A 22,279-nucleotide genomic window follows, 5' to 3' on the forward strand; every position below is an offset into this window, starting at 1 on the left:
GCCAGCCGCCCGGGGCGCTAGCGGAGCTTCTCGAAAGCGGCCAATTGTGAGCCATCCAGCAACGTCGGCTCGGGGTGGGTATTGGCTATTGCTCAGCTACGCATCCGATATCTGTTTCGCGGATGAGAGCCAACACTGCTCGACCCGACGTTGCAGTTCGGGATTGTGGCAACATCGGCGTTTCTCACTTTGGAGTGATTACTTTGGGGTGCTTACTTTGGGTCGGTATGCGCGCGCAGCTGTTTGGTGCGCGCGTCTGTAAGTCCGGTCTTACAAGACAGCTCCGCGGCCGAGCGCCCCGATCCCCCATACCATTCAAAACCCGTGACGATGCACTCCGCATCTCGGAATGCGATCCACCGCCGCTGTGCCTCGACCAGCGCCTTGCGCCAATCTGCCTTGGCATCGGCCGGGATGTCACTCTTATCGATCGACGCTTGCAGGGTTTGGTAAGCGCCATTCAGTCGGGCATCGGCAGCATCGAAGTCACGCTGGGCGCAAACACCGATGTCCGGCGTACTAAACGCTTTTCGGCAATCAACGCTCGGTTGGGACTGAGCGTGAGCGAAGGCGGGAGCCAGGAGGGCCCAAACCAAGGGGGCTACAGAGCGGATTGAAGGATACATGTAACCTACCAGACGAACGCCATTACGGTCGGCACAATCGCCTCGGCTTAGGGCCGAGGCGTGACTATGGGCGGCAGTCACTCTGAAGTTCGCGGGTGTGCATCCAGCCGTGCAAGGTATAGCTAGTTGCCCCTGCACGAGCCTAGATGTGGCGACATCCGAAGCGGGTGGGATGGGTGTACGGAGGGCAACCGAGTGGTGCGCCGCCATGTGCACCACGCCAACGGCCCCGCCAGCCATTGTTGAGACGGCAGCCGCCTGCCGGGCCGAGATGGGCGCCCCAACCGCACACACCCACGAGCGTGATCACGGCTGCATGATCCAAAGCCGGCACTACCGGTAAAGCCTGTGCGTTGCTGGCTGCCGATGCACACAACACAGCCGCCGCGGCGATGATCTTCAAGCGCATGGGACCTCCTTGCAGGTACATAGTAGGTCAGATCCGAGGAATGAGGAGCTGAAGACCAACGGACGCCCACCCGGGCCACATACGCCGTGAAACCTAAGACCGTTCCGGTTGGGCAGGATGATCTGTACGCTGATCACAGGAACATGATCGGCATGGTTGATTGGGGCATCCGGCGAGTGATGCTCGATATTGAATTTGATGCAGCTCGCGATAGCGTGGTCCGTTCAGCAAATTTGATTCCGGGCCTGCCTTAACGCCTTTCCTCCTAGAAGCAGACGGGCAGCAAACCACCCATAGCAGACGGCCAGCGCGGTTCGGTTTGGGTATGCAGTTGGGAACCGGCGCCATCGGTGCGCTATGGATGCGCCCTTAGCGAACCGCAGTTTGCGGCCGGTGCCGACCCGTTGCAGAAGGTCGCAAGGTCCGCTTCCAGGCTCCGTGGTCGTATAGCCTACGGCCAGAACGGGTGGTTTTGCGGCTGCCCACCCTTGAGTGTGATGGTGCTTAAAACAGATCTGGGAGCGCTACGGAGTGGTTTGCATAGCCAAGCGGTCGTGCTGGCAGTAGCCACATCGTAGAAAACCAGTATTACTTAAAGATGCGCGCCATAAGGTCAGCTAGGAGCCGGAGCTCGTCATCGCTGAGGGCGAGGCTGCTGCGCAGCTTTCCTGCCGTCTCTCGCACGAGCCGTTCTGTTACCTCGTGGCCTGCGGGCGTGAGAGAGACGAGAACCTGACGCCCGTCGGCTGGGTCGGGGCTCGCCGTGATCTGACCCTCCTTCTGTAGGGCTTCAACCAACATCGACACGTTCGCACGGGAAACCTTCAACGCCTCGACGATCTCGCGTTGCGGCACCGGCCGGTCGCGTGACCAGAGAACCGCCAGAACCTGCCAACGCCCGGGGGTGAGCGCATCATCGCCGAGCCAGCGCGAGACCACGTTGTCGATGGCCTGGACGCCCGCGCGAAGGACGAACAGCGCCTCCAGCGCGAGAACCTCCCCGGGCGGGAGGACCTTGGCGTAGCGCTCTCGGACGAAGTCGGGCGGAACGAGCGGAGCAGCGGGCCTTTTCGTCGACGTTCTTGACATTGTTAAGCGCTTAACAGAAATGAGATTGATCGATCACCTGATCGATAGGCGAGCATCCAGGCTCGCGGAACTCCCTCATGGAGCGCGCAATGGCGAAGCCAGCCCTCCACGGCATCCATCACCTCAAGTTCCCGGTCGTCGACCTCGACCGAAGCCTCGCCTTCTACGAGCGCGCGCTCGGCGCCGTACGGGTTGAGGCGTGGGACCACAGGCAAGCGGACGGCTCGCTCTACGCGGTGATCCTGGACGTGCCGGGGCTCGGAACGCACCTCGAACTGCGCCTGAACCCAGACCAAGCAGAGCGCCAGTCCGGGTTCGACCCGGTCACCCTGGCGGTTCGCGACCGGTCCGCGCTCGTGGATTGGACCGCCCATCTCGACAGCGAGGGCATCGAGCGCTCGCCCGTCCTCATCTCCATCCAGGCCTGGCTCGTCGTGTTCGCCGATCCCGACGGGCGGCGGCTGCGCCTTTACACGCAGGAGACGCACGGGCCCGAACTGGCGCCCGACGAGACCTCACCCTGGATCGCCGGAGACTGACACCGAAGGAGCCACCATGTCCGACCCCGTCCTCGTCGTGGGTGCCGGCCCGACCGGCCTCACCGCCGCGCTGGAACTGTCGCGCCTGGGCGTGCCGGTTCGCCTGACCGACAAGCGCGAGGCGCCCGCGACCACCTCGCGCGCCATCGGCGTCCAGGCCCGCACCCTAGAACTGCTCGACCAGCGTGGCTTGGCGGACGAGCTGGTCCGCATCGGCAACCCCGGCCGGTTCGGCAGCGTCTACGGCGGCGGCAAGCGCGTCTTCCACCTCGACTTCGCCCACGTCGACAGCCGCTACCCGTACATCCTGTTCGTCTCGCAGGCCGAGACCGAGCGGGTCCTGCGCGAGGCATGCGCGGCCCACGGCGTCACGCCGGAATGGAACACGGAGCTTGTCGGTATCCAGCAGGACACCCATGCGCATGACGCCTCGCCGGCCTCCGCCGTGCTCAAGGGTCCAAACGGCACCCTGGAGCGGGTCACGGTGCCTTGGCTGATCGGCGCGGAGGGCGCCCACAGCCTCGTGCGCACTACGCTCGACCTGCCGTACGAGGGCCACACGCGCGAGGAGAGCTACGCCCTCGGCGACCTCAAGATCGACGGCGACCTGCCGGACACGGACTTCCACATCTTCTCGTCCGAGCACGGCTTCATGGGCCTGTTCCCGATGGGCGGCGACCACTTCCGCCTCATCGCATCGAACCCTTCGAGCCAGCCGTCGCGGGACACCGAGCCGTCGCTGCAAGAACTCCAGTCGATCTACGACCAGCGCTCGCACATCCCGGCCCGCTTCCACGACCTGACCTGGAGTTCCTGGTTCAGCATCAACAGCCGCATGGTGCCGCGGCTGAAGGTCGGCCGTCTGTTCCTCGGTGGCGACGCGGCGCACATCCATTCGCCGGCCGGCGCACAGGGCATGAACACCGGCATCCAGGACATGATCAACCTGTCCTGGAAGCTCGCCATGGTGATGCAGGGGAAGGCGGCGCCCGCGCTCCTCGACACCTACGAGGCCGACCGTTTGCCGGTGATGCGCGACGTCCTGTCGCGGACCGATGGCCTGACGACGACGATCGGCACGGAGAACCCGATCGTGCGCACCCTGTTCAACCACCTCGGACCGTGGGTAGTCGGCACCGACGTCGTGCAGGAGAACGCCACGTCCGCCATGAGCCAGGTGGCGCTCGACTACCGCGACAGCCCGCTCTCCGAGAGCCACGGGCATGACGGTTCGCTGCGCGCCGGCGACCGCATCCCCGACATCCTGGTCCGCCTGCGGACGGACGCGGCCTGGACCGAGACGCACCTCCATCGCACGCTCGACCCGTCCCATCCGACGCTCGTCGTCGCTGTCACGGAGGGGGGCTCGTGTTCACCGGCGGTGAGGGCAGCAGTGCCGCAGGGCCGTCTCACTGAGATCGCGCCTCCTGCCTCGGGTGACGTAAAGCGGTTTGAGGCGGTGTTCGGCCGGTCGGGCCGCGCGATCCTGGTCCGGCCGGACGGCTATGCCGGACTGGTCAGCCCGCTCTCGTCGGCGGTCGATCACGTCCGGGCCTATCGCGAGCGGTGGTTCGAGTGCGTCAAGCCCACTCGGGCATGACCAACCCTTCATAGACGCCGAGCTAGCAACCGAGAGGAAGCCGCGCATGACGACCAATCCCATCACGGCGAAGAAGGCCCCGATGACACCGGGGACGACCCAGATCCTGTTTCTCGACATCCAGCCGGAGATTGTCAGCAGCAAGACGAACCCGCCGGACAAGTTGATCCGGTCGGCCGTTGCGCTCGCCAGGATCGGAAAGCTCTTCGAGTTGCCGATGGCCGTCAGCCTGGTCCCGGCGGGACCCGACGAGCCCCGGCTTGTGCCGGAGCTCGCGGCCGAGCTTGCTGATGTGAAGCCGCTCATTCGCACGATGGCGGCGGCCTTCGACGACGCGCCGACTGCCGCCGCCATCAAAGCCACCGGCCGCCACGATCTCGTGATCTGCGGTGTCGTGACGGAAGTCGCGGTGCTGCTGGCCTGCTTCGGCGCCGCACTCAACGGCTACGAGGTCCACGTGCCAGTCGACGCGTGCGGCGGGACCAGCCAGCGAACGGAGGACGCCGCTCTCCGCCGGATTGAATCCTTCGATGCGAACACGGCGGCGGTCACGACCCTCGGCGCGGTACTCGCCCAAGATCTCGCAAGCCATAAAGGCGTCGAGCTGATGAAGATCCTCCAGCCCATAATGAGCTGACAGTAGCAGTGAGGCTGCCTGCGACGGTCATCGTCCTTCTGCGGCATGTCCGCTTCGAGACCGGAGGCCGAGGTCCGCAAACCACCCTTTGCAGGCCCTCGGATGGTCCGCTTCCGGGCAACTCGGCTGACTGTCGCCTGCGACCGGGATGGGTGGGTTTCTGCCAGTCCGCTTTCGGGCGGCTATGCATAAGAGCGGACATTACCACCGCGCCCGCTCACGACCTGTTGCAGGAGTTCAGAAGGTCCGCTCTCCGGCACCTGATCGGCGGCGTACCCCAGCCGTCGAAGCAGATCCACAGCTCAGCGTTAAGCTGCTCGCACCGTAGCGAGGAAGCGCCCCACCTCGGCGGCGAGGTGCTCGGACTGGCGCGACAGTTCCGTGGCCGCCCCCAGCACCTGACTGGCTGCAGCCCCGGACTCCTCGGCTGCCCCGGCCACGCCCGCGATGTTGCTGGTCACCTCACCGGTGCCCATCGCCGCCTGGCTGACATTGCGCACGATCTCCTGGGTCGCCGCACCCTGCTCCTCCACGGCTGCCGCAATCGAGGTCGCAACGTCGCTGATCTCGCGGATCCGCCCGGTGATGCCACCGATCGATGTTACGGCCTGTCCCGTCGATGACTGGATCTGCGCGATCTGTGCGGAGATCTCGTTCGTCGCCTTGGCGGTCTGCTCAGCCAGCGCCTTTACCTCAGAGGCGACGACGGCGAAGCCTTTGCCGGCAGCTCCGGCCCGCGCCGCCTCGATGGTGGCGTTGAGCGCTAGCAGATTGGTCTGTCCCGCGATGTTCGAGATGAGACCGACGACATCGCCGATCCGGGAGACGGCCGCACTCAGTTGCTGCACCAGCGTGCCGGTCTGGTCGGCCTCGTGGACGGCCCGCTGCGCCAGCTCGGCCGAGCCCGCAACCTGGCGGCCGATCTCCTGGACGGACGAGCCCAGCTCCTCGGCCGCCGCCGCGACGGTGCTGACGTTCGAGGCCGCCTCTTCGGCGGCGGCCGCCACGGTGGTGGACTGGCTGGCGGTTTCTGTCGCCGTGACGGTCATGGTCTGTGCGGTGGCCTGCAGCTCGGTCGCCGACGAAGACACCATGCCGATGATGCCACCGACAGCTGCCTCGAAGCCGTCGGCCATCTGCCGCATGCCGGTCTTGCGCTGCTGCTCGGCGGCCAGACGTGCCTGCGCGGTCTCCGCCTCTAGAGCCCGCGTGCGGATTAGGTTGTCTTTGAACACCTGCGCGGCGGTCGCCATCGCACCGATCTCATCCCGGCGCTCTACGCCCGGTACCTCTTGGCTCAGATCCCCCGCGGCAAGACCGGTCATGAACGCCGTCATGGCTCGCACCGGCCGCACCACACTACGGCCTATGAGCATAGCCAGCAGACCGATCATCACCGCGACGATGGACGCACCACCGAGCAGGTGCATCAGGGTCGGGCGCATCTGCATCGCGGTGTCGTCCGCGTAGATGCCCGATCCGATGATCCATCCCCACGGCGCGAAGCCTTTCACGTAGGAGATCTTCGCTACCGGCTGATCCAGACCGGGCTTCGGCCACAGGTATGGGACGAAGCCCGCGCCCGACTGCTTCACCCGCTCGACCACATCCACGAACAGGTGCTTGCCCGCCGGATCGACGATCCCGCCGATGTCCTTACCGATCAGGTCGGCCTTGGGATGCAAGATCATGCGCGGGTGCATGTCTTGGATCCAGAAGTACTCGCTGCCCGCGTAGTGTAGGCCCCGAACCGCCGCCACGGCCGCTTGTTGGGCGACATCGCGGCTCATTCGGCCGGCGCGCTCCTCGCCCTCGAAGTAAGCGAGCACACCTTGCGCAGTCTCGACGAGGTCGCGCGTCTTCAGCTCGCGCGCCTCCGTGACCGTTTGGGACACATCCCAGCCTGCCAGCCCGATCAGCAATGCCATGCCGGCGAGTGCGGTCAGCGTGATGAGCTGTATGCGGGTGCCAACGCGGAACGTCATGAGATCCTGCTTCGAGCTGCGCCAGACTGGCGGATGGACAGTTTGCCAGGGTGCGTCCCGAACGGCCCGCGGCCTACGTTTGATGTGATCGCCGAGGCAAACTACATAGTAACGACGAAGGTCTATGATGCATGGCAGTTAATAATCCTACATGCACCTTCCGGTTGTAATAATAGTTGTACGACCTATAGCCAGGCGACTTTGGTGTTTTCAGGAGGATAGTTCAAATTTTCGAGATCGCTTTGATGTGGTCGTTCAGGGTCGGCTGCCATGATCGGATCACACACAGACAGGTCCGATCATGCGTAACCTTCAAGCCCTTCTCGCCCTGGCCCTTCTCGCTGGCTTTGCCGCCCTAACGCCCGCTGCGGCGCTCGTCGGTCGGGACGCTTTGCCAAGCACGTTGGGGACCAGCGCGGGACCCCAGGATCCTGACGGCTTCTTTGTCCGCTTTGGTGTCGCGCCTTGAGCCGACGCCCGTCGGCATAGGAGCTGATCCTGCTAGATGTCTAACGGGGCACATCGGCTGGGAGCGGAACGTCTGCTTCGGGACGATGGGCCAAGGTCCGCTCGCCACCCTGAGCCGAAGTTGCCGAAGGGCTGACGAACGGCTGCTTTGGAGAAGCGCCGATGGCGGTCCAGGCGGCTGGGTTGGGTCGGAACCGGAATGGCAGCTCAGGGTGGATTTCGGTCGGTCCGCCTCCGAGTAGCGTGGGCGTTGAAGCAGACTCAGAGGATTTGGCATATCCCGCCCTGCGGTCAGCCACCAGATCGTACTGCCGGGGCCGCATTCTCGCTGTCTAGCGCTTCCAGATAGGCGCGCAATAAGGACGCCCGGTCTGGCCGAAAGCTGCCCCCCTCGACCCTGGCTTCGACGATGCGGTCGATCCGGAACATCCGGAACGCCTCGCGCAGACGGCACCACGATAAAACGACCAGTCGCCGCTCCGTATGGACGATCGCCAGCGGCAGGATCGTCCGCAGCGTGCCCGAACCGCGCTCATCCGTATAGTGGATGGTGAGCGCCTCTTCCCGCCAGCATGCCTGCCGGATCAGCCCCAGGTTATGCGTGGGCGCGTAGCGTGCCTCGGGGCGGTAGACCTTCGACACGCAGTGGAACAGATGCTGCTCGCGATCGTCCGACAGCGTTGCTGCGACCTTAGCCACGACCGAAGCCGCTGCCGCCGCCAAGTCGGGGTCGCCCATGGCGCGCACTTCCGCCATGCCGATCGCCAACGCCTCGATCTCCAGGCGATCCAAGGTCTGCGGTGGAAGCGCGTAATCCTCGGTCAGCCGGTAGCCGTAACCCCGCTCGCCGTCGATCCGGGCTCCGGCGGCCCGGAGGCTATCGATATCCCGGTACAGCGAGCGCACGGAGACGCCGGTTTCCTCTGCCAGCCGTGCGGCCGTTACCGGCTTGGGCAGGGTGCGCATCGCCTGGAGGAGACGGAAGAGGCGGTCGCTCCGTGCCATCAGCCTACTGCCGGTTTCTGTCAGGAAGGGGTTGGTACATCCCGGTCGCAGGGCACGACAACACGTCCCACAGATCGGAGACTGCCATGACCGTCCAGACGACGACCCATCTCAATTTCCGCGGGCAGGCTCGCGAGGCGCTCGAATTTTACCGCTCCGTCTTCGGGGGCGAGCGGACGATCGTCACCTACGGAGACCTTGGGGCGACGCAGGATGCTGTGCAGGCCGAGCATGTGATCTGGGGCCAGGTGGCTTCCGATCAGGGCTTCCGGATCATGGCCTATGACGTGCAGCCGGAGAAGCCGTGGAACCCCGGCGAGAATGCGTTCTACGTCTCGGTCCGCGGAACGTCGCCGGAGGAGATCACCGCACAATGGGAGAAGCTTCGCGTGGGCGCGTCGGTTCTGCAATCGCTCGGCGCCTCAGCGTGGTCCCCACTCTACGGGATGCTGACGGATCGGTTCGGTGTGACATGGGTCATGGACGTGATGGTGTCCTGACCTGGCATTCTGATTAGCGGGCGATCGAGCGTTTGTCCGCTTTGCGGCACAAGAGCCGAAGTGGTGAGCGGCTGAGTTGGGTCGGTAGGAGGCCGTCCGCTTTTCTGGCGCACCTGCTCCGAAGCAGCAATTCCGCTTTCGGCCAGCATCTGCCGCCGCCCAGTGCCCGGACGAACGTCTCAGATGGGTGGTTTTCAGCCGGTCCGCTTTGGGGCAGCGATTCGAGGAAGCGGACATCGTCGCCGAACCCGCTTCCGACCCGCTGCAGAAGGTAAGGGTGTCCTCTTCTTGGCCCTCGGATGGCCATTTGGGCAAATTCTGGCTTCGGGCCGTCAGTCCGTTCACGGCTCGCACGTCGGAGAAGCGGATGTTGCATCCGAGTGCTTGTCTCAAAGCAGCAAGCAGTGGACCCTGCGAAGGTCTAGGTTTACATTCAGACGTGCTTCCGCCGCTCGACCAACGTCTGGAATTTCTCGTACTCGGCTTGATCGACGCGATAAGAATGTTCATCGTCAGGAAAAGCCACGGCCTTAACCTCCTCGACGTACTTGCGAATGCCTGTGACGGCGACCTCGGTGAGATTGGCATAGCGCTTCGTGAACTTCGGCTTGAAGTCCGTGAACACCCCGAGCAGGTCGTAGGCGAGCAGGATTTGGCCATCGCAGCCCGCACCGGCACCAATGCCGATGGTCGGGATCGTTAGCTGCTCGGAGATCAATTTGGCAATCGGCGCCGGGACGGCCTCGAACTCCAACATGAAGCAGCCAGCGTCCTCGATGGCGAGCGCGTCCTCCAGGATCTTCATCGCGGCCTCGGCGGTGCGGCCTTGGATCTTGAAGCCGCCGAAGTTGGCGATGGTATGCGGCGTCAGCCCGATATGCGACGCCGTCGGGATGCCGGCGTCGACGAGCGCTCGGAGAATGTGGGCTTGACTTTTGCCACCCTGCGGCTTCACGGCGTCACACAGCGCATCCTGCATGAAGCGAGTGGCGTTCGTAAGGGCTCGGTCGATGGTGTTGTAACTCTGGTAGGGCATGCAGCCGAGCACGAAGGTGTCCGGCGCGCCACGTCGCACCGCCCCGGCATGCAGGATCATCATGTCCATCGTCGCCGGTATGGTGCTGGCATGGCCGTGGGCGACCATGGCGAGACTATCGCCGACGACGGCGACGTCGACGCCCGCCATCTCCGCCCATCGGGCGGAGGTGTAATCCGGAACGGACATGTAGACGAACTTCTCGCCGGTCCGCTTGGCGGCGCGGATGTCGAGGATCGTCCGCTTGCCGGCTTTCCTGGCCGGTTCGTTCGATGGCGTCACCGTGGCCGCGCTCATATCCGCCTCTCCGAACTCGTCTAATGGTCGGGGCGGCAGAGCCGGCCCGTCGACCTGGATCTGAGCGCGCCGATGGCGTGCCTAGCGCAGGTGCTGCAGGACGCGGTCGATGTCGGCCGACGTCATCTCCCACTCGTTCTGGAAGTTGGCCACGACGCTGCGCATGAACTGCGGCTGGAGGCGCTCCGCCTGGACCGTGTCGCCGAGGTGGTCGACCAGCATCGCGTACGCGAGCTGCGCGGGCTCGGGGCCCTCGTAGCTCCATTCGAAGCCGTTGCGCGAGTAGCGCTTGGCGTCCGCCTTCTCCGGAAGCGGCTTGCCGTCGACCGTCACGACGATCCCGTCGATGGTCCGGTCCCCCGTGTATACCTTGTTCACGGGCGCGCCTCCCTCATCTGATGGCGCGGCGTGCGGCCGTCGGAGCGCGAGCGCATCACCTCGGGGAAGATCCAGAGGCTGACGACCATGAAGGGGCCGAGGAACGCCACGGCCCATTGCGGGCCGGTCTGATCGAGGTAGCCCATGTAGAACCACCCTGCGAGCGCGGCCAACGCTACGGCGACGGACAAGCCGAATTTGATGGGAAACGGCATCGAATTCCTCCGGGATCGGTCTTTGTTCTTAGAGTGTGAAAACGGAGCCGACCTGCAGCAGCAGGGCGAGCGACCCACCGAGAGCGGCCAGCACGATGGCGAGCCCGGCCAAACCGTCGCGCCACCGCTGGGGCCAGACGTTGAACAGGCCCGGGGCGAACAGGACCGCCAGGCCGCCCACGATGATAAGGCTTGTCCAGCGCAGGTTGGCGGCGCCATAGGCCAAGCCACCGCCGACCAACCCGACCAGCAGCATTACGTTGACCGCCAGCAACAGCAGGCCGAGCGGCCGACCTTTCAGATCCGGTCGTGTTTCGAGCGGGAACATGCCGGTGAGGACGTAGAAGCCGACGCTGGCGACGCCCGCGAAGAAGGCAAACCACGCGAGGGCGGCTACGTTCGGTTCGATCATGTTCATGGAGGGCCTCCCAGATGTTGGTGCGGCGCCGACGAGACGCCGCACGTCGCTTGTAGCGTGCGCTTATTCGGCCGGCTGCATCGCGCCGGGTTCCACAGCCCCAGGCGTGCGAGACGTCTTGCGCATGTCGGTCTTCACGTGGCGGGTGTCATAGCCGTTGAAGATCGTGCCGAGCAGGCCGCGGTTGAGATCCGAGGTGCCGAACAGCCAGTCCATGATCGGGAACGTCAGGTTCATGTTCCGCTCCATCATAATCGACTGGTCGTGATGCGCGGTGTGGTGCCGGCGGTTCGTGTTGATGAACGGCATGTTGCTGACGAACCAGTTGTCCTCGACATGGCAGCAGAAGTGCATGAACTCGTAGATCATGTAGATGCTGGTCGTCGTGGTGATGAACAGCCAACCGACGTTCGGCGCGAACACGTTGCCGAACACGATGGCGCCCGGGATCGACATCAACGTGAAGGCGGCCAGCGCGTAGGGCGGAAAGAACGTCACCCGGTAGTCCCGATGGTCGGCGAAGCGCATCTCGTGATCGGTGAAGAACTGGTGGTGCTGGAGCGTGTGCCGGTTGTAGACGGCGCGGGCGACGGGATTGCTCTGCGGACGATGCATCACGTAGCGATGCAGCCACCATTCGAAGAAGTTGCAGAACAGGAACACGACCGGGACCGTGGCGAGTTCCGCCCAGGTCGGGGCCTTAATGTTGGAGATGTAGATGTACAGCGCCGTGAGGCCGATGGTGTAGATGATCGCGATGTGCAGGGCGCCGTTGTACCAGCCCGCGACACGCTGCCGGTAGTTGGCCCGGTAGTTTCTCTGCCGCTCGCTCATCTTAGTGACTACGAGTTCCATTGGATGTCTCCTCTGTTCGAATGCTTTTGGGAAAGCGATCTCGGCCGCTTCGGCCAAGATGTTCAGTAGGGGGCTGACGCCACGACGGTGTTCGACGGAAGGGCCGGCCTGCTAGAGGCTGCGGGTTCGGCGTGCGGCCGAACCACGGCTGCAGGGCGGACGCAGACCGAGGACTTATTGGCGAGACAGCTGCCGCACCCCAGGCGAGCGGAGCGGTGCTGACCGTCATCTGCGTTGCGAGCCGTCCGGCACATGGCGCTCTCCCCAGTTGTTGTCTGCAAAATACCGTTGATATATCAGCTGTCAACAATATTGTTCCACCCGTGGCAGGACGGCGGGGACGAGAGCGGTTTGCGTCCCCGCCGGATGGTCAGTGCGAGATCGCTTCGAGCGACTTGCCTTTGGTCTCGATACCGAGGATGCCGACGCTTGCGGCGGCGATCACGAACGAGCCGGCGCCCAGCGCAAACACCCCGCCGTGTCCGAGCGTCGGCAGGATGAGCCCGATGACGTAGGGGCCGATGAGCGAGCCGACGCGGCCGACGGCCGATGCGCAGCCGGCCCCCGTTGCGCGTGAGCGGGTCGGGTAGAGTTCCGGGGTGTAGGCGTAGAGCACCGACCACATGCCGAACAGGAAGAACTGCATCATCAACCCGAAAGCGATCAGCCACGCGAACGAGGGCGAGTGACCGTAGAGGTAGGCAGCGACCGCGCTGCCCAGCAGCATCAGCACGGCGGTCGGCTTGCGGCCCCAGCGCTCGACGAGGATGGCCGAAGCGATGAAGCCAGGCACGCCTGCGAGCGAGATCAGGATCGTGTAGGTCACGGACTTGGCGACGCTGTAACCCGCATCCTGCAGGAGGGCCCCGAGCCACGTGGTGAGCCCGTAGAACCCGAGGAGGGCGAAGAACCACGTCAGCCAGATCATGACCGTGCGGCTGGCATAGCCAGGGCCCCAGAGTTCGAGGAACGAGAAGCGACGTTCGCCCTGAACCTGCTCGGGCAGGACCTCCGGTTCGGGCAGCGTCCGACCGTCGAGGCGCGCCGTTACCTTCGTCTCGATGGATGACATCACCCGGTCCGCTTCGTCATGCCGCCCGCGATCGGCGAGCCAGCGCGGCGACTCCGGCACTAGGAAGCGGATCACGAACAGGAACAGGGCCGGGAATGCCTGCGCCAGGAACACCGCTCGCCAGTCGAAATAGCTCAACAGGACGTAGCTGAGGCAGCCCGCCACGATGAAGCCGAGGGGCCAGAAGCCTTCCATGATGGCGAGGTAACGGCCGCGCTTGGCCGTCGGCAGGAACTCGGAGACGATGGCCAAGGCGACCGGGAACTCCATGCCCATGCCGAAACCGAGCAGCAGGCGGGCGTAGCCGAGCATGGTCGCGTCCGGCGCGTAGGCGCACCACGCGCTGCCCAGACCCCAGAACACCATGCTGATCTGAAAGACGAGCTTCCGGCCGAAGCGGTCGGCCAGCATCCCAGAAATCGCCGCGCCGGCGAACATGCCGATGAAGCTCATGCTCGACAGGAGACCCGCCTGGGCTGTCGAGAGCCCGAATTCGGTTTTGATCGAGCCGAGCAGGAAGGTGAGCGAGCCGAGGTCGACTGAGTCGAAGAACCACGCCGTGGCGATGATGAGAAAGATATTGCGCTGGAACCCTGTCATTGGCAGGCGCTCAAGCCGCGCGGCGATCACCGCGTTCGACCCGGCCGTAACGCGGGTGGTGGCCCCGGTCGTCGCTAGCTCCGGCAGCACGGCGCCGGTGGGTATCGCAATTTGCCCTACCATTTTTTGCCTCCCTACGGTTTAGTATGCGCAGGGTGTTCATGCAGGATATCTCTAATCGGCGCAAGATATATCAGCGATATGCCCTTGCAAGGAGAGGTGCCCGGCACCATGCACCATTTAGGCGGCGTGATAAGCGGACCGGGCCGGGTAAGAGGGGTCGTCCATGAACTTCGTGACTGGAAAAACGACGTCGGTCCGCACCGCGGAGCGTTCTGAGAAAAGGGCCAGGAAGGCCGTGAAGGGGGCGAACAACGGGGTAGTCAGCGACGGCGACTTGCCCGACCTGACGCTCACGGACAGAGCCTATCAACAGCTGGAGGAGATGATCACCACGCTCGTGCTCCCGCCCGGCATGGTGCTCGGCGAGCAGAACTTGGTCCAGCGGCTCGGTATCGGCCGCACCCCCATCCGGGAAGCCTTGCAGCGTCTCGCCCGCGACGGCCTCGTCGTGGTCATGCCGAGGCGCGGCATCCTCGTCTCCGACATCAACGTGCGCACGCAGCTGCGCCTACTGGAGACCCGACGCGTCCTGGAGCGCTTGATCGCGTGCCTTGCGGCGGAGCGGTCCACGAAGGAAGAGCGCGATGTGTTCGCCGGCCTGGCGCAGGACATGCGGGAGGTGGCAGCGGCATCGGACGACTTGGCGTTCATGCGCCTGGACCGTCAGTTCAACGACCTGATCGCAACGGCCTCGCGCAACGAGTTCGCGGTGCGCTCGCTGGAGAGCATGGCGGGCCTGTCACGGCGGTTCTGGTACCAGCACTACAAGCTGGCCGCCGATCTGCCGCTGACCGCCAACCTCCACGCCGATGTCTGCGAGGCTGTTGCCCGACGTGACGTGGCTGCCGCCGGTGCCGCGTCGGACAAGCTCGTCGACTACATCGAGAGCTTTGCCCGTAAGACCCTGGACGTCTAGCTCATGATTAATTTGGGCGCCAACAGCCTGGAAGCGGACCTTTCAAGGGTGTAAAACAAGTGGCAGGCGACCACAAAATTTTGTGACGCGTAGTATTCCGTAATCTGTTCTTATTCATATGGTCCGATAGGCAAGAGCAACGCCTGCTTACGGGATTTGGTCGTAGCTAGCTAGAGCTGTTCCCGCCTATGTAGCGACGGCCAAGTCGTCCTCGTGTCCGGCGGCGGTGATGCAGTTGCGGCATTCGTCTGGGGTGAAGCGGGTGAAGGCTTCGCAGATAGCAGCCCAGAGGTCGGGCACGGTGCGGGCGGTTGCGGTTCGCAGCAGGTGCTTGAGCTTGGCGAAGATTTGCTCGATCGGATTGAACTCGGGACTGTAGGGCGGAAGGTACAAGACCCGCGCGCCCACCGCCTCGATGGCTTCGCGCACGCCGGCGACCTTGTGGGCCTGCAGGTTGTCGAGGATGACGGTGTCCCCGGGCCGCAGCACCGGGACGAGGCTGTCGGCGACGTAGCTGCGGAAGCGGGCGCCGTTGGTGGCGCCATCGACGAGACTGAGCGCGCACAGGCCGGTGCTGCGCAGGGCGGCTGTGACGGTGGTCGTTTTGTAGTGGCCCTGCGGCACGAGGAGCCGGCACCGCTCACCGCACGGGGCGCGTCCGTAACGGCGGGCCATGTTGGTGGCGGCCGCGGTCTCGTCGAGGAAGACGAGCGTGTCCGGGTCGAGGTCGGGCAGGGCCTCGAACCAGGCTTGGCGGGCCTCCTTTACGTCGGCCCGCTCCTGCTCAGCCGCGTAGAGAGCCCCTTTTTGCGGGTGATGCCGTGGCGGGCGAAGAAACGCGACAGGCCGCTCGTGCTGGTCTGCACGCCCTGCGCGGCCAGGGCGTCGCGCAACTCGCGCAGGAAGATCTCGGGCCGGGCTTCGTAGGTGGAGAGGATCCGATCGGCCTGCCCCTCGATGGCCGGAAGACGATCGCCGCCGCGCGTCGGCTTGGGCGCGACGTGGCCTTCCTGCGCGAACCGCTCCGACCAGCGGCTGGCACTCGACACGCTTACACCGAACCGGGCCGCCGCTCGATGGAACGAGGCGCCCTCGGCCACGGCCGCCACGACACGCTCGCGCAAATCGGCAGACAACGGTGAGGGCATCGCGAACTCCTTCACCACTCAACCCTGCAAAACGCTAACCCGTCGCAACGCGGCCGGGCACGGCTCTAAATGGCCAGGATGGGCGTGAAGCTGATGTCAGCTCCCAAACGTCCACATAATTCCCGCTTCCCACCCCGAGCCGAAGTTGTCAGACGGCTAACGAATGACCGCTTTCGGGGAGAACCGACGCGGGGCCTGTACGGCCGGGGTGGGTCGGGAGCGGCCGGTGGCATCGGTCTGTTAGAGGTGCACCCATAGCGAACTGACAGCGCCAGTTCCCGTCCGCGTACCCAAACCGAACCACGCGGATCGGCTGCTATAGGTGACAAGCGGACCTTCAGAACGCCAGCTTCATGCCCCCCACGAAGTTGCGCGGCGCACCGGCGAAGATCGAGCCGGTGGTGGCGGCCAGCACACCAGCACCGTTTTGCAAGCCGGTCGTGCCGCTGATCGTGTCAGCAAGGTTCTGCGCCGAGTTGGTGTAGACCCGGTCGAACAGGTTGCGCACCTCGAAGTACAGGCTCAGCCGCTTGGCAAAGCCCGCATCAGCCTGCCCCGAGAGCGCCCGATCGTAGTGCACGTTGAGGTTCACGACCGTGAAGCCAGGCGCCTTCAGCAGGTTGGCGTTGTCGAGGTAGAAATCGCTCTGGTAGACGGCCTCGACGAAGGCCCCTACGCCCGCCCAGGGCCCCGTGGTCTGCTCATAGCCGAACCGGACCAGGGCCGCGTCGGTCGGAACGCCGGGGATGTGGTTGCCCGCCCGGTTGAAGCGCGCCGTGCGCGAGCCGGCGCTGAGCTGCTCAGTGTACTTCGTGTAGATCTGATCGTCGTGCGTGTAGGCGAGCGTCGCTCGCCAGCCGTCCGGGGACGTCCAAGTTCCGCCGACCTCGACGCCGCGATGCTCCGAGGCCGGGGCGTTGAAGGTGTAGCTCAGGAGGCCGGCACCCGGTGACTGCGAGATCAGCTCGTTGCGGAAGAACTCGTAGAAACCGGTAACGGAGAATTGCAGCACGGGCAGAGGCGTCCAGTACGCGCCGAGATCGAAGCCGAGGTTCTCCTGGGTCTGGAGCTGGCTGTTATTGCCCGGCACGCCGGCCGGGGTCACCGTCAGGTTCGAGGCCGAGGGCGTGGCGTAGCCCGTAGCGACGCGGCCGAGGAACCGCCACGCCTCGTCGGGGCGGTAGGTCAGCGAGAACTCGGGCGCGACGTTGAGGAAGCTGCGGTCGAGGTTGGCGTTGGCCGCGGTCACGCCACCGGCTGTCGGGTAGCTGAAGGTAGTGTTGTTGCCGCCGATGGTGGTGTTCTCGGCGCTGATGCCGGCGACCGCGGTCCATTGGTCGGAGAGCTGCAGCTCGATCCGTGCTCGGCCGCCGAGATTGTCCTGGGTGGCCGCGAGGTTGGCGTTCAAGGCGCCGAGCCGGGCCCCGCCATAAGGTGCACGGAAGTACGTGAGCTGGTTTGAGGCGAGTGTGTTGTAGGCCAGCGCCACGTAACCGGTCATCGGTAGCCCGAACAGGTCGCCGCGCCGGGTCACGTCGGTGAGGAAGTTGAAGCCCGGGAAGTCGCCTCGCGCCGAGGTGGTGTAGAAGGGCTGGTTGATGTTGCGGTCGTCGAACACGAGCTGGGTGCGCCAAGTCGTGTAGGCGTCAAAGTCGTGCTCGTAGCGCCCGCCCACGATGGTGCGCCGATCGCCGCGGAAGAAGCCGCCCTCGTCGGCCGTCACCGGCATGGTAGCGCCGTTCCGGCCGTTGATCGAGAGGCTGTAAGTCGTGCAGCCGGGCTCTGCGGTGAGCGCCGAAGCGCAGCCGCGCTGGTAGGGGTTCTGGTAGAACTGGAGCAGCGAGGAGCGGCCCGGCAGGTTCGCCTGGAACTCGTTGTTGATGATCTTCAACGTGAAGCGGTTGTCCGGGGTCGGCGTGTACGTGCCGAGGAAGTTGATCGTCTGCGTGTTAAAAGAGCTGTGGCCCTGGAAGCCGTTGCCGCGAGCGTCGCTGGTGAACAGGCTGTACTCGAACGGGCCGCTGATCCCGCCGATGGTGGCGTAGTTGTTGAGGTAGCCGAAGCTGCCGGCGTCGACGCCGTACTCGACGCCGTTCACCGCGGCACCCCGGCGAGTGTTGAAGGCAAGCGCACCGCCACTGGCGTAGTTGCCGAACAGCGCGGATTGCGGCCCGCGGAACACGTCGAGGCTGCTGTAGGCGCGCGGGTCGGTGATGTCGAAGCGCGAGGATCCGTCGGCCTGGGTGACCGGAAAGCCGTCCTCCAGCACGACGAAGTTGCGCGAGACGCCGGTGGCACGGGCGTTGTTGCCGCGTACCGAGATGATCACGTCCCGCGGGCCGTTGCCCTGGCGCACGGTGACGCCGGGGCTGTCTCTGACAACATCGGCGATGTTCACCGCGGGGCGGTCGTCGATGACGTTCTGCCGGCCGACCGTGCTGTTCACCTCGCCGGTCGGAACGGCGATCGGGGTCGGGGCGGCCGGGGCCGGGCCGGTGACAGTCGGCGCCCCCGCGGGTGCCACCTGCGGTGCTGCGACAGGGCTGGCTGCGCTGCCCTCGCCGACGACGGACAGCTCTCCGAGGGTGACGGATTGCTGCGCCTGAGCGGCGGTGAGTACCAGCGGGCTCGCCCCGAGCAGTAGGGCAAGTACGAGCTGGGATGCGCGGGATCTTGGAACGGAGGGCATGATGTTGGGTCTCGTCTGAACGCGGATGGACCCGGGCGCGACGGTACCGCGGGCCGGGAGGAATGAGGCGTCAGACGTTCTGGGGTGGGGCGCGGGCCCGGGCGGGCGACCGTGGAGGCTTAGTCTCAACCGGCGGTGGCGGGGTTGGCCACGCCGCCGCGTGCCAGATGACCCGCCGGACCACGATCTCCGGCGCGTTGGGGAGCGGGGCAGCCGCCGTGCAGCGGCAGAATGGGCAGCGGTCGTGATCGGCGTGGACTGGGATTGGCAGGTCCGCGGTGAGCGTGACGCCTGGATCCTGTCCGCAGATGATCGCGTGCACCAGCGCGTCCGCGGCCTGGGCCTCGGCTGTAAAGTGCAGGGCGGCCGCGGGTGCGAGCGCCTGCAGCGACAGCGCGAGCAGGATCAGGCCGGCGCCGAGTCGGCGCGGCAATCCTGCCGAGCGCATCTGCGGGAACACGGGAGCCTCGCCCGTCGCGGATCGGTCAGGCCGTTCGCATCCGCAGGGCGCGCCCGAGCGCGAGGTCGAGACTGAGCATCGCCAGGATCGCAAGGCCGGTGAGCGGGAATAAGGCGCCGAGCCCCACGACGATGACGGTCACGGTTACGGCCATACGCCGATCGCGCGGCCAGGGCGGAACGCCGAGGCCGCCAGTCGGCCGACGCTTCCACCACATCGTCCCGGCGGTGACGGAGAGCAGGATGGTGGCGAGGCAGAACGCCAGCATCGCGAGCTGGTTGGCGCGGCCCCAGTGCTCGCCCTTGTGGATGCCGATGCCGTATTGCACCGCCCGAGCGACCGAGCCGATGTCGATGAAATCCACGTCGACCAGCGGCTTGCCGCTGTACTGGTTGAGAGAGACCATCCGCTGCTGGGTCACGTCGTGCGGGTAGGCGGCCGCCGCGTAGACGCCCCTGTCACCAACCGGTAGCGACAGCTCGTAACCGTGCGGCATGCCAAGGCGCGCCAGGATCTGCGCGGCACCGTCGATGCCGATACCCTGAGTGGCCCCGGTGGCCTCGGATTTCGGAACCGGCGCATCCTGCATGGTCCAGCCGGCAGTGGTGAGCATCTCGCCCATCGGCACGTTCGAAACCGGCTTGTTGGCCCACAAGGTGGCCGGCTGGCCGAGCCCGGCCGCATTCGTCCACGCCCGGAACTGGTCACCCCACCAGATCGACCAGGGCAGGTCGGTGAGTGCCAGGAAGAACAGGCCGCCTCCGGCCACCAAACCGGTCACAGCGTGCAGGTCGCGCCACCAGACGCGCCGATGCGGCGTGCCCCGCACCGTGACCACACCGCCGTCCTGGCCCCGCGGCCACCAGAGGTAGACGCCTGTCACCACGAGGATGATGGCGAAGCCGGCGACGATCTCAATGACCGCGTTCGCCAGCGGGCCGAAGTAGGCGAGGCTGTGCAGGTGCCGCAGCACCATGAAGAACTCGCCGTCCCGGTCGACCCGATCGAGCACGCTGCCGGTGTAGGGGTCGAGGGAGACGAGCATCTTCCGAGCACCCGCGGCGATCGTTACCACGGCTGAGGAGGTCGCATCCGCCGGGTCGGTGTAGGAGACCGGCGCGCCGTCAGGTACCGCCTGCATCGCGTTGAAGATCAATCGATCTGGGCCAAGCGGCGCCATCTGCTGCTGGGCGACCGTGGTCCGGTAAGCGAACACAGTCGCGTTGATCTCGGGCTGGAACAGGTACAGCGCGCCCGTCGCGGAAAGCGAGATCAGGAAGGGTAGGCACAGCAGGCCGGCATAGAAGTGCCAGCGCCAGACGGCGTGGTAGAAAGCCTCGCGGGACGCGCGCACAGCAGCCACCGCCCTGAAGGAAGGGGTGCTGCCCTGAAGCGAAATCGACATGGGAAGGTCCGGGTCTGAGCGATCGGGGTATGGATCGGTCAGACGGTCGGCGGACCTCGGGAACTAACGGCGGGGTCGGGGGGCGCCCGGGGGCCAAGCGTCGCCGTCGATCTCCAGGCCAACACGATCGACCGCCGCGGCAAGGCGGTAATCTCCACCTGCGTGGACACGGTCTCGGCCAGCGGCTGCGCTACCTGGGTCGGAATGCAGCAGGCGTGCTGCTGACAGGGAACGCCGTCGTCGGCGGGTGTGCCATTCCCGTGCTCAGCGCAGATTACGCCATCGGTGCCGGCGAACAGCGCGACGGGATGGAGCGTGACGAGGAAAGCCTGGAGCAGCAACGCATAGAGCGCGGCCACGGCGATGACCGTGCGGCGTCGAGCCGGTTGGTCGGAGGACCTGCGCATCGGACGATCTAGGCGGGGCGCCGATGGACCGTCAACGCGCCGGGATCAAATTCCGAGCGAACATCCGATTGCGTTGCTCCGACGCTACGAAGCCTTATCTGATCGCCCTACTTGCACAGAAGCGGACCTGTCGCTTCCGGCTACCCACAATCATTTCGGGCCAAACAGACCTTCGAAAAGCGGACCTTCCGAAGGTCTGAGAGGGGTCGTAAGCGGACTGACGACGATATCCGCTTCCATGGATCGCCGCTCCAAAACGGATTGACGGCAATCCACCCAACCCGGTCGTAGGCCTCTGCCTTGCCGATAGCTTGGAAGCGGACCTTTCCGGGCGTGGGATGCGGGATCTCGCTGCACTCCTCGTTCCATAGTGTGCCCTTATGCGAATGGACCGCCGCCGCAGCCGTCACGGTGGATGTCCGCCATGGCGGAGCGTCTGCGGCTCCTTGGATGAGTGGGATGGGCGCATTGCGGTCATAGAAGTTCATGCCTCTTCGAAGCTTGTCGGCCGGCAAAGTTTGAACGCCCTCGCCGGCCAATTGCACATTCGCGCCGAGCTCAGGCTTCGGCTGCTGCCGCGGCGTTCGGGTGAAGCAGAGCCATTTCATCGCGGCGGCGCATAAGCATCGGCAGATCGGGCCAGTCGCGCCATTGAAGCGTGAACTCGCCGCCCGGCTTCGAGGCGACGACCACAGCCTCATACCAGCCATCCTCCTCGCCCTCGGTGATCAGCACGAGGCTGCCGATCGCGATGCCGGCCCAACTGCGTGGGTAGCGGGGATCCACCAGACCTGACCCGCCAAAACCGCCACCGTCGCCATCAGCGGGCTTCGCGGAACTCTGTGCAGCCAACCTGATGGTGGTCGTGTCTGGTCCGACAACTCCACCGGCGAGGGCTTGTAAGCGTTGGTAGACCTCCTTCGCGACGAACGGCACGAATGCGCGCCCCGAGCTGAACACCCGCCCCTGCGGCAGTTCGGCGGCGGCCGAGCGCTGAACGTCGTCGCACAGCACGAGGGCCCGGAACCCGATGGTCGCGGCGGCCTTCGTCGCTAGGCTCACATCCGGGGTGGGAAACCAAGCTGCGTGAGGCTTGCCGCCCTTGTCGGCGCCGAACACGACGAGGGCTGGGATCGGCTTGGCGAGCGGGCTTTCCGCGGGGGTGAGTGCGCCTTTGGTTTTCGTAGCGGTGGCTGCGGTCATAGCGTGCTCCAGAAATGCGAAAGGGGCCTCGGATGAGACCCCCTCGGGTTGGTTGCGGATGGCTGAGGTTGATGCGGAAGGCCGGGCGGTGGCGCTCGGCGATTTTGCATCAGCGTGGTTGGTGGGTGCCTCATGGCGGCCCTCGATGAAGGCCACAAAGCGACGACCCGCAGCCTAACTATCAGATTATATTCCTATT

Annotated in this window: 20 protein-coding genes; 5 read left to right on the forward strand and 15 right to left on the reverse strand. The window is 65.4% G+C overall.

All coding sequences use genetic code 11. The features are described from left to right. Window positions 1-1,623: 1,623 nt before the first annotated feature. Entirely contained in the window at window positions 1,624-2,124 is a 501-nt protein-coding gene (locus OXS49_RS23680) for a MarR family transcriptional regulator (protein ID WP_267427102.1), read from the reverse strand. Between the two features lie 89 nt (window positions 2,125-2,213). On the opposite strand from OXS49_RS23680, the gene OXS49_RS23685 reads away from it, so the two are divergent. From OXS49_RS23685 to OXS49_RS23695, 3 genes are read left to right on the forward strand one after another with little or no spacing between them, the layout of a single operon-like run. After that, on the forward strand, window positions 2,214-2,663 hold the full coding sequence (locus OXS49_RS23685; protein WP_267427104.1) for a VOC family protein: 450 nt from the start codon (window positions 2,214-2,216) through the stop codon (window positions 2,661-2,663). Between the two features lie 16 nt (window positions 2,664-2,679). Continuing rightward, window positions 2,680-4,263, forward strand: coding sequence for an FAD-dependent monooxygenase (locus tag OXS49_RS23690; RefSeq protein ID WP_267427105.1), 1,584 nt, complete (start codon window positions 2,680-2,682; stop codon window positions 4,261-4,263). 46 nt (window positions 4,264-4,309) lie between these two features. Further along, window positions 4,310-4,900, forward strand: coding sequence for an isochorismatase family protein (locus tag OXS49_RS23695; RefSeq protein WP_267427106.1), 591 nt, complete (start codon window positions 4,310-4,312; stop codon window positions 4,898-4,900). A gap of 308 nt (window positions 4,901-5,208) precedes the next feature. On the opposite strand, the gene OXS49_RS23700 is transcribed toward OXS49_RS23695, so the two are convergent. Continuing rightward, window positions 5,209-6,885: a methyl-accepting chemotaxis protein gene (locus OXS49_RS23700; protein ID WP_267427107.1), complete on the reverse strand. Its 1,677-nt coding sequence runs from the start codon at window positions 6,883-6,885 to the stop codon at window positions 5,209-5,211. Window positions 6,886-7,644: 759 nt separating this feature from the next. Continuing rightward, window positions 7,645-8,358, reverse strand: coding sequence for a YafY family protein (locus OXS49_RS23705; protein WP_267427109.1), 714 nt, complete (start codon window positions 8,356-8,358; stop codon window positions 7,645-7,647). 86 nt (window positions 8,359-8,444) lie between these two features. Between OXS49_RS23705 and OXS49_RS23710 the strand changes: the two genes are divergently transcribed. Next, window positions 8,445-8,858, forward strand: coding sequence for a VOC family protein (locus tag OXS49_RS23710; protein ID WP_267427111.1), 414 nt, complete (start codon window positions 8,445-8,447; stop codon window positions 8,856-8,858). Window positions 8,859-9,291: 433 nt separating this feature from the next. Here the strand turns inward: OXS49_RS23710 and panB are convergent, their stop codons facing one another. The 6 genes from panB to OXS49_RS23740 all read right to left on the reverse strand — a co-directional run bounded on the left by panB (window position 9,292) and on the right by OXS49_RS23740 (window position 13,852). After that, window positions 9,292-10,191, reverse strand: coding sequence for a 3-methyl-2-oxobutanoate hydroxymethyltransferase (gene panB, locus OXS49_RS23715; RefSeq protein ID WP_267427112.1), 900 nt, complete (start codon window positions 10,189-10,191; stop codon window positions 9,292-9,294). 81 nt (window positions 10,192-10,272) lie between these two features. Beyond that, the gene (locus tag OXS49_RS23720; RefSeq protein WP_267427113.1) at window positions 10,273-10,569 is read right to left on the reverse strand and encodes a DUF6166 domain-containing protein; all 297 of its coding nucleotides are present in this window, start codon (window positions 10,567-10,569) and stop codon (window positions 10,273-10,275) included. After that, window positions 10,566-10,784, reverse strand: a complete 219-nt coding sequence (locus tag OXS49_RS23725) for a hypothetical protein (protein WP_267427114.1) — start codon at window positions 10,782-10,784, stop codon at window positions 10,566-10,568. Before OXS49_RS23725 ends, OXS49_RS23720 begins: the two co-directional genes overlap by 4 nt. A gap of 28 nt (window positions 10,785-10,812) precedes the next feature. Beyond that, on the reverse strand, window positions 10,813-11,202 hold the full coding sequence (locus tag OXS49_RS23730) for a hypothetical protein (protein WP_267427115.1): 390 nt from the start codon (window positions 11,200-11,202) through the stop codon (window positions 10,813-10,815). 63 nt (window positions 11,203-11,265) lie between these two features. Further along, window positions 11,266-12,057: a sterol desaturase family protein gene (locus OXS49_RS23735; RefSeq protein WP_267427116.1), complete on the reverse strand. Its 792-nt coding sequence runs from the start codon at window positions 12,055-12,057 to the stop codon at window positions 11,266-11,268. 370 nt (window positions 12,058-12,427) lie between these two features. Further along, window positions 12,428-13,852 (reverse strand): MFS transporter, encoded by a 1,425-nt coding sequence (locus OXS49_RS23740; RefSeq protein WP_267427118.1) that lies wholly within the window; start codon window positions 13,850-13,852, stop codon window positions 12,428-12,430. Window positions 13,853-14,015: 163 nt separating this feature from the next. On the opposite strand from OXS49_RS23740, the gene OXS49_RS23745 reads away from it, so the two are divergent. Next, a complete protein-coding gene (locus OXS49_RS23745) occupies window positions 14,016-14,768 on the forward strand; it encodes a GntR family transcriptional regulator (protein ID WP_267427119.1) in 753 nt (250 codons plus the stop codon). Between the two features lie 186 nt (window positions 14,769-14,954). Here the strand turns inward: OXS49_RS23745 and OXS49_RS23750 are convergent. The 6 genes from OXS49_RS23750 to OXS49_RS23775 all read right to left on the reverse strand — a co-directional run bounded on the left by OXS49_RS23750 (window position 14,955) and on the right by OXS49_RS23775 (window position 22,236). Next, a protein-coding gene (locus OXS49_RS23750; protein WP_267427120.1) for an IS630 family transposase occupies window positions 14,955-15,916 on the reverse strand; the annotation gives its coding sequence in 2 pieces (ribosomal slippage) (window positions 14,955-15,565 and window positions 15,565-15,916; 963 coding nt in all). A gap of 337 nt (window positions 15,917-16,253) precedes the next feature. Then, window positions 16,254-18,605, reverse strand: coding sequence for a TonB-dependent receptor (locus OXS49_RS23755; RefSeq protein WP_267427121.1), 2,352 nt, complete (start codon window positions 18,603-18,605; stop codon window positions 16,254-16,256). 70 nt (window positions 18,606-18,675) lie between these two features. Further along, a complete protein-coding gene (locus OXS49_RS23760; RefSeq protein WP_267427122.1) occupies window positions 18,676-19,065 on the reverse strand; it encodes a hypothetical protein in 390 nt (129 codons plus the stop codon). A 25-nt stretch (window positions 19,066-19,090) separates the two neighbouring features. After that, window positions 19,091-20,470, reverse strand: a complete 1,380-nt coding sequence (locus OXS49_RS23765) for a PepSY domain-containing protein (RefSeq protein WP_267427123.1) — start codon at window positions 20,468-20,470, stop codon at window positions 19,091-19,093. 38 nt (window positions 20,471-20,508) lie between these two features. Beyond that, window positions 20,509-20,829, reverse strand: coding sequence for a hypothetical protein (locus OXS49_RS23770; RefSeq protein WP_267427124.1), 321 nt, complete (start codon window positions 20,827-20,829; stop codon window positions 20,509-20,511). Between the two features lie 606 nt (window positions 20,830-21,435). Beyond that, window positions 21,436-22,236: a hypothetical protein gene (locus tag OXS49_RS23775; protein WP_267427125.1), complete on the reverse strand. Its 801-nt coding sequence runs from the start codon at window positions 22,234-22,236 to the stop codon at window positions 21,436-21,438. Window positions 22,237-22,279: the final 43 nt, after the last annotated feature.

The organism is Methylobacterium sp. GC_Met_2 (assembly GCF_026540795.1).
Classification (GTDB): Bacteria; Pseudomonadota; Alphaproteobacteria; order Rhizobiales; family Beijerinckiaceae; genus Methylobacterium.

Bases quoted from the DNA above. Each gene is read 5' to 3' on its own strand.
- OXS49_RS23680 (WP_267427102.1), bottom strand. From the start codon at position 2,124: ATGTCAAGAACGTCGACGAAAAGGCCCGCTGCTCCGCTCGTTCCGCCC.
- OXS49_RS23685 (WP_267427104.1), top strand. From the start codon at position 2,214: ATGGCGAAGCCAGCCCTCCACGGCATCCATCACCTCAAGTTCCCGGTC.
- OXS49_RS23690 (WP_267427105.1), top strand. From the start codon at position 2,680: ATGTCCGACCCCGTCCTCGTCGTGGGTGCCGGCCCGACCGGCCTCACC.
- OXS49_RS23695 (WP_267427106.1), top strand. From the start codon at position 4,310: ATGACGACCAATCCCATCACGGCGAAGAAGGCCCCGATGACACCGGGG.
- OXS49_RS23700 (WP_267427107.1), bottom strand. From the start codon at position 6,885: ATGACGTTCCGCGTTGGCACCCGCATACAGCTCATCACGCTGACCGCA.
- OXS49_RS23705 (WP_267427109.1), bottom strand. From the start codon at position 8,358: ATGGCACGGAGCGACCGCCTCTTCCGTCTCCTCCAGGCGATGCGCACC.
- OXS49_RS23710 (WP_267427111.1), top strand. From the start codon at position 8,445: ATGACCGTCCAGACGACGACCCATCTCAATTTCCGCGGGCAGGCTCGC.
- panB (WP_267427112.1), bottom strand. From the start codon at position 10,191: ATGAGCGCGGCCACGGTGACGCCATCGAACGAACCGGCCAGGAAAGCC.
- OXS49_RS23725 (WP_267427114.1), bottom strand. From the start codon at position 10,784: ATGCCGTTTCCCATCAAATTCGGCTTGTCCGTCGCCGTAGCGTTGGCC.
- OXS49_RS23730 (WP_267427115.1), bottom strand. From the start codon at position 11,202: ATGAACATGATCGAACCGAACGTAGCCGCCCTCGCGTGGTTTGCCTTC.
- OXS49_RS23735 (WP_267427116.1), bottom strand. From the start codon at position 12,057: ATGGAACTCGTAGTCACTAAGATGAGCGAGCGGCAGAGAAACTACCGG.
- OXS49_RS23740 (WP_267427118.1), bottom strand. From the start codon at position 13,852: ATGGTAGGGCAAATTGCGATACCCACCGGCGCCGTGCTGCCGGAGCTA.
- OXS49_RS23745 (WP_267427119.1), top strand. From the start codon at position 14,016: ATGAACTTCGTGACTGGAAAAACGACGTCGGTCCGCACCGCGGAGCGT.
- OXS49_RS23755 (WP_267427121.1), bottom strand. From the start codon at position 18,605: ATGCCCTCCGTTCCAAGATCCCGCGCATCCCAGCTCGTACTTGCCCTA.
- OXS49_RS23765 (WP_267427123.1), bottom strand. From the start codon at position 20,470: ATGTCGATTTCGCTTCAGGGCAGCACCCCTTCCTTCAGGGCGGTGGCT.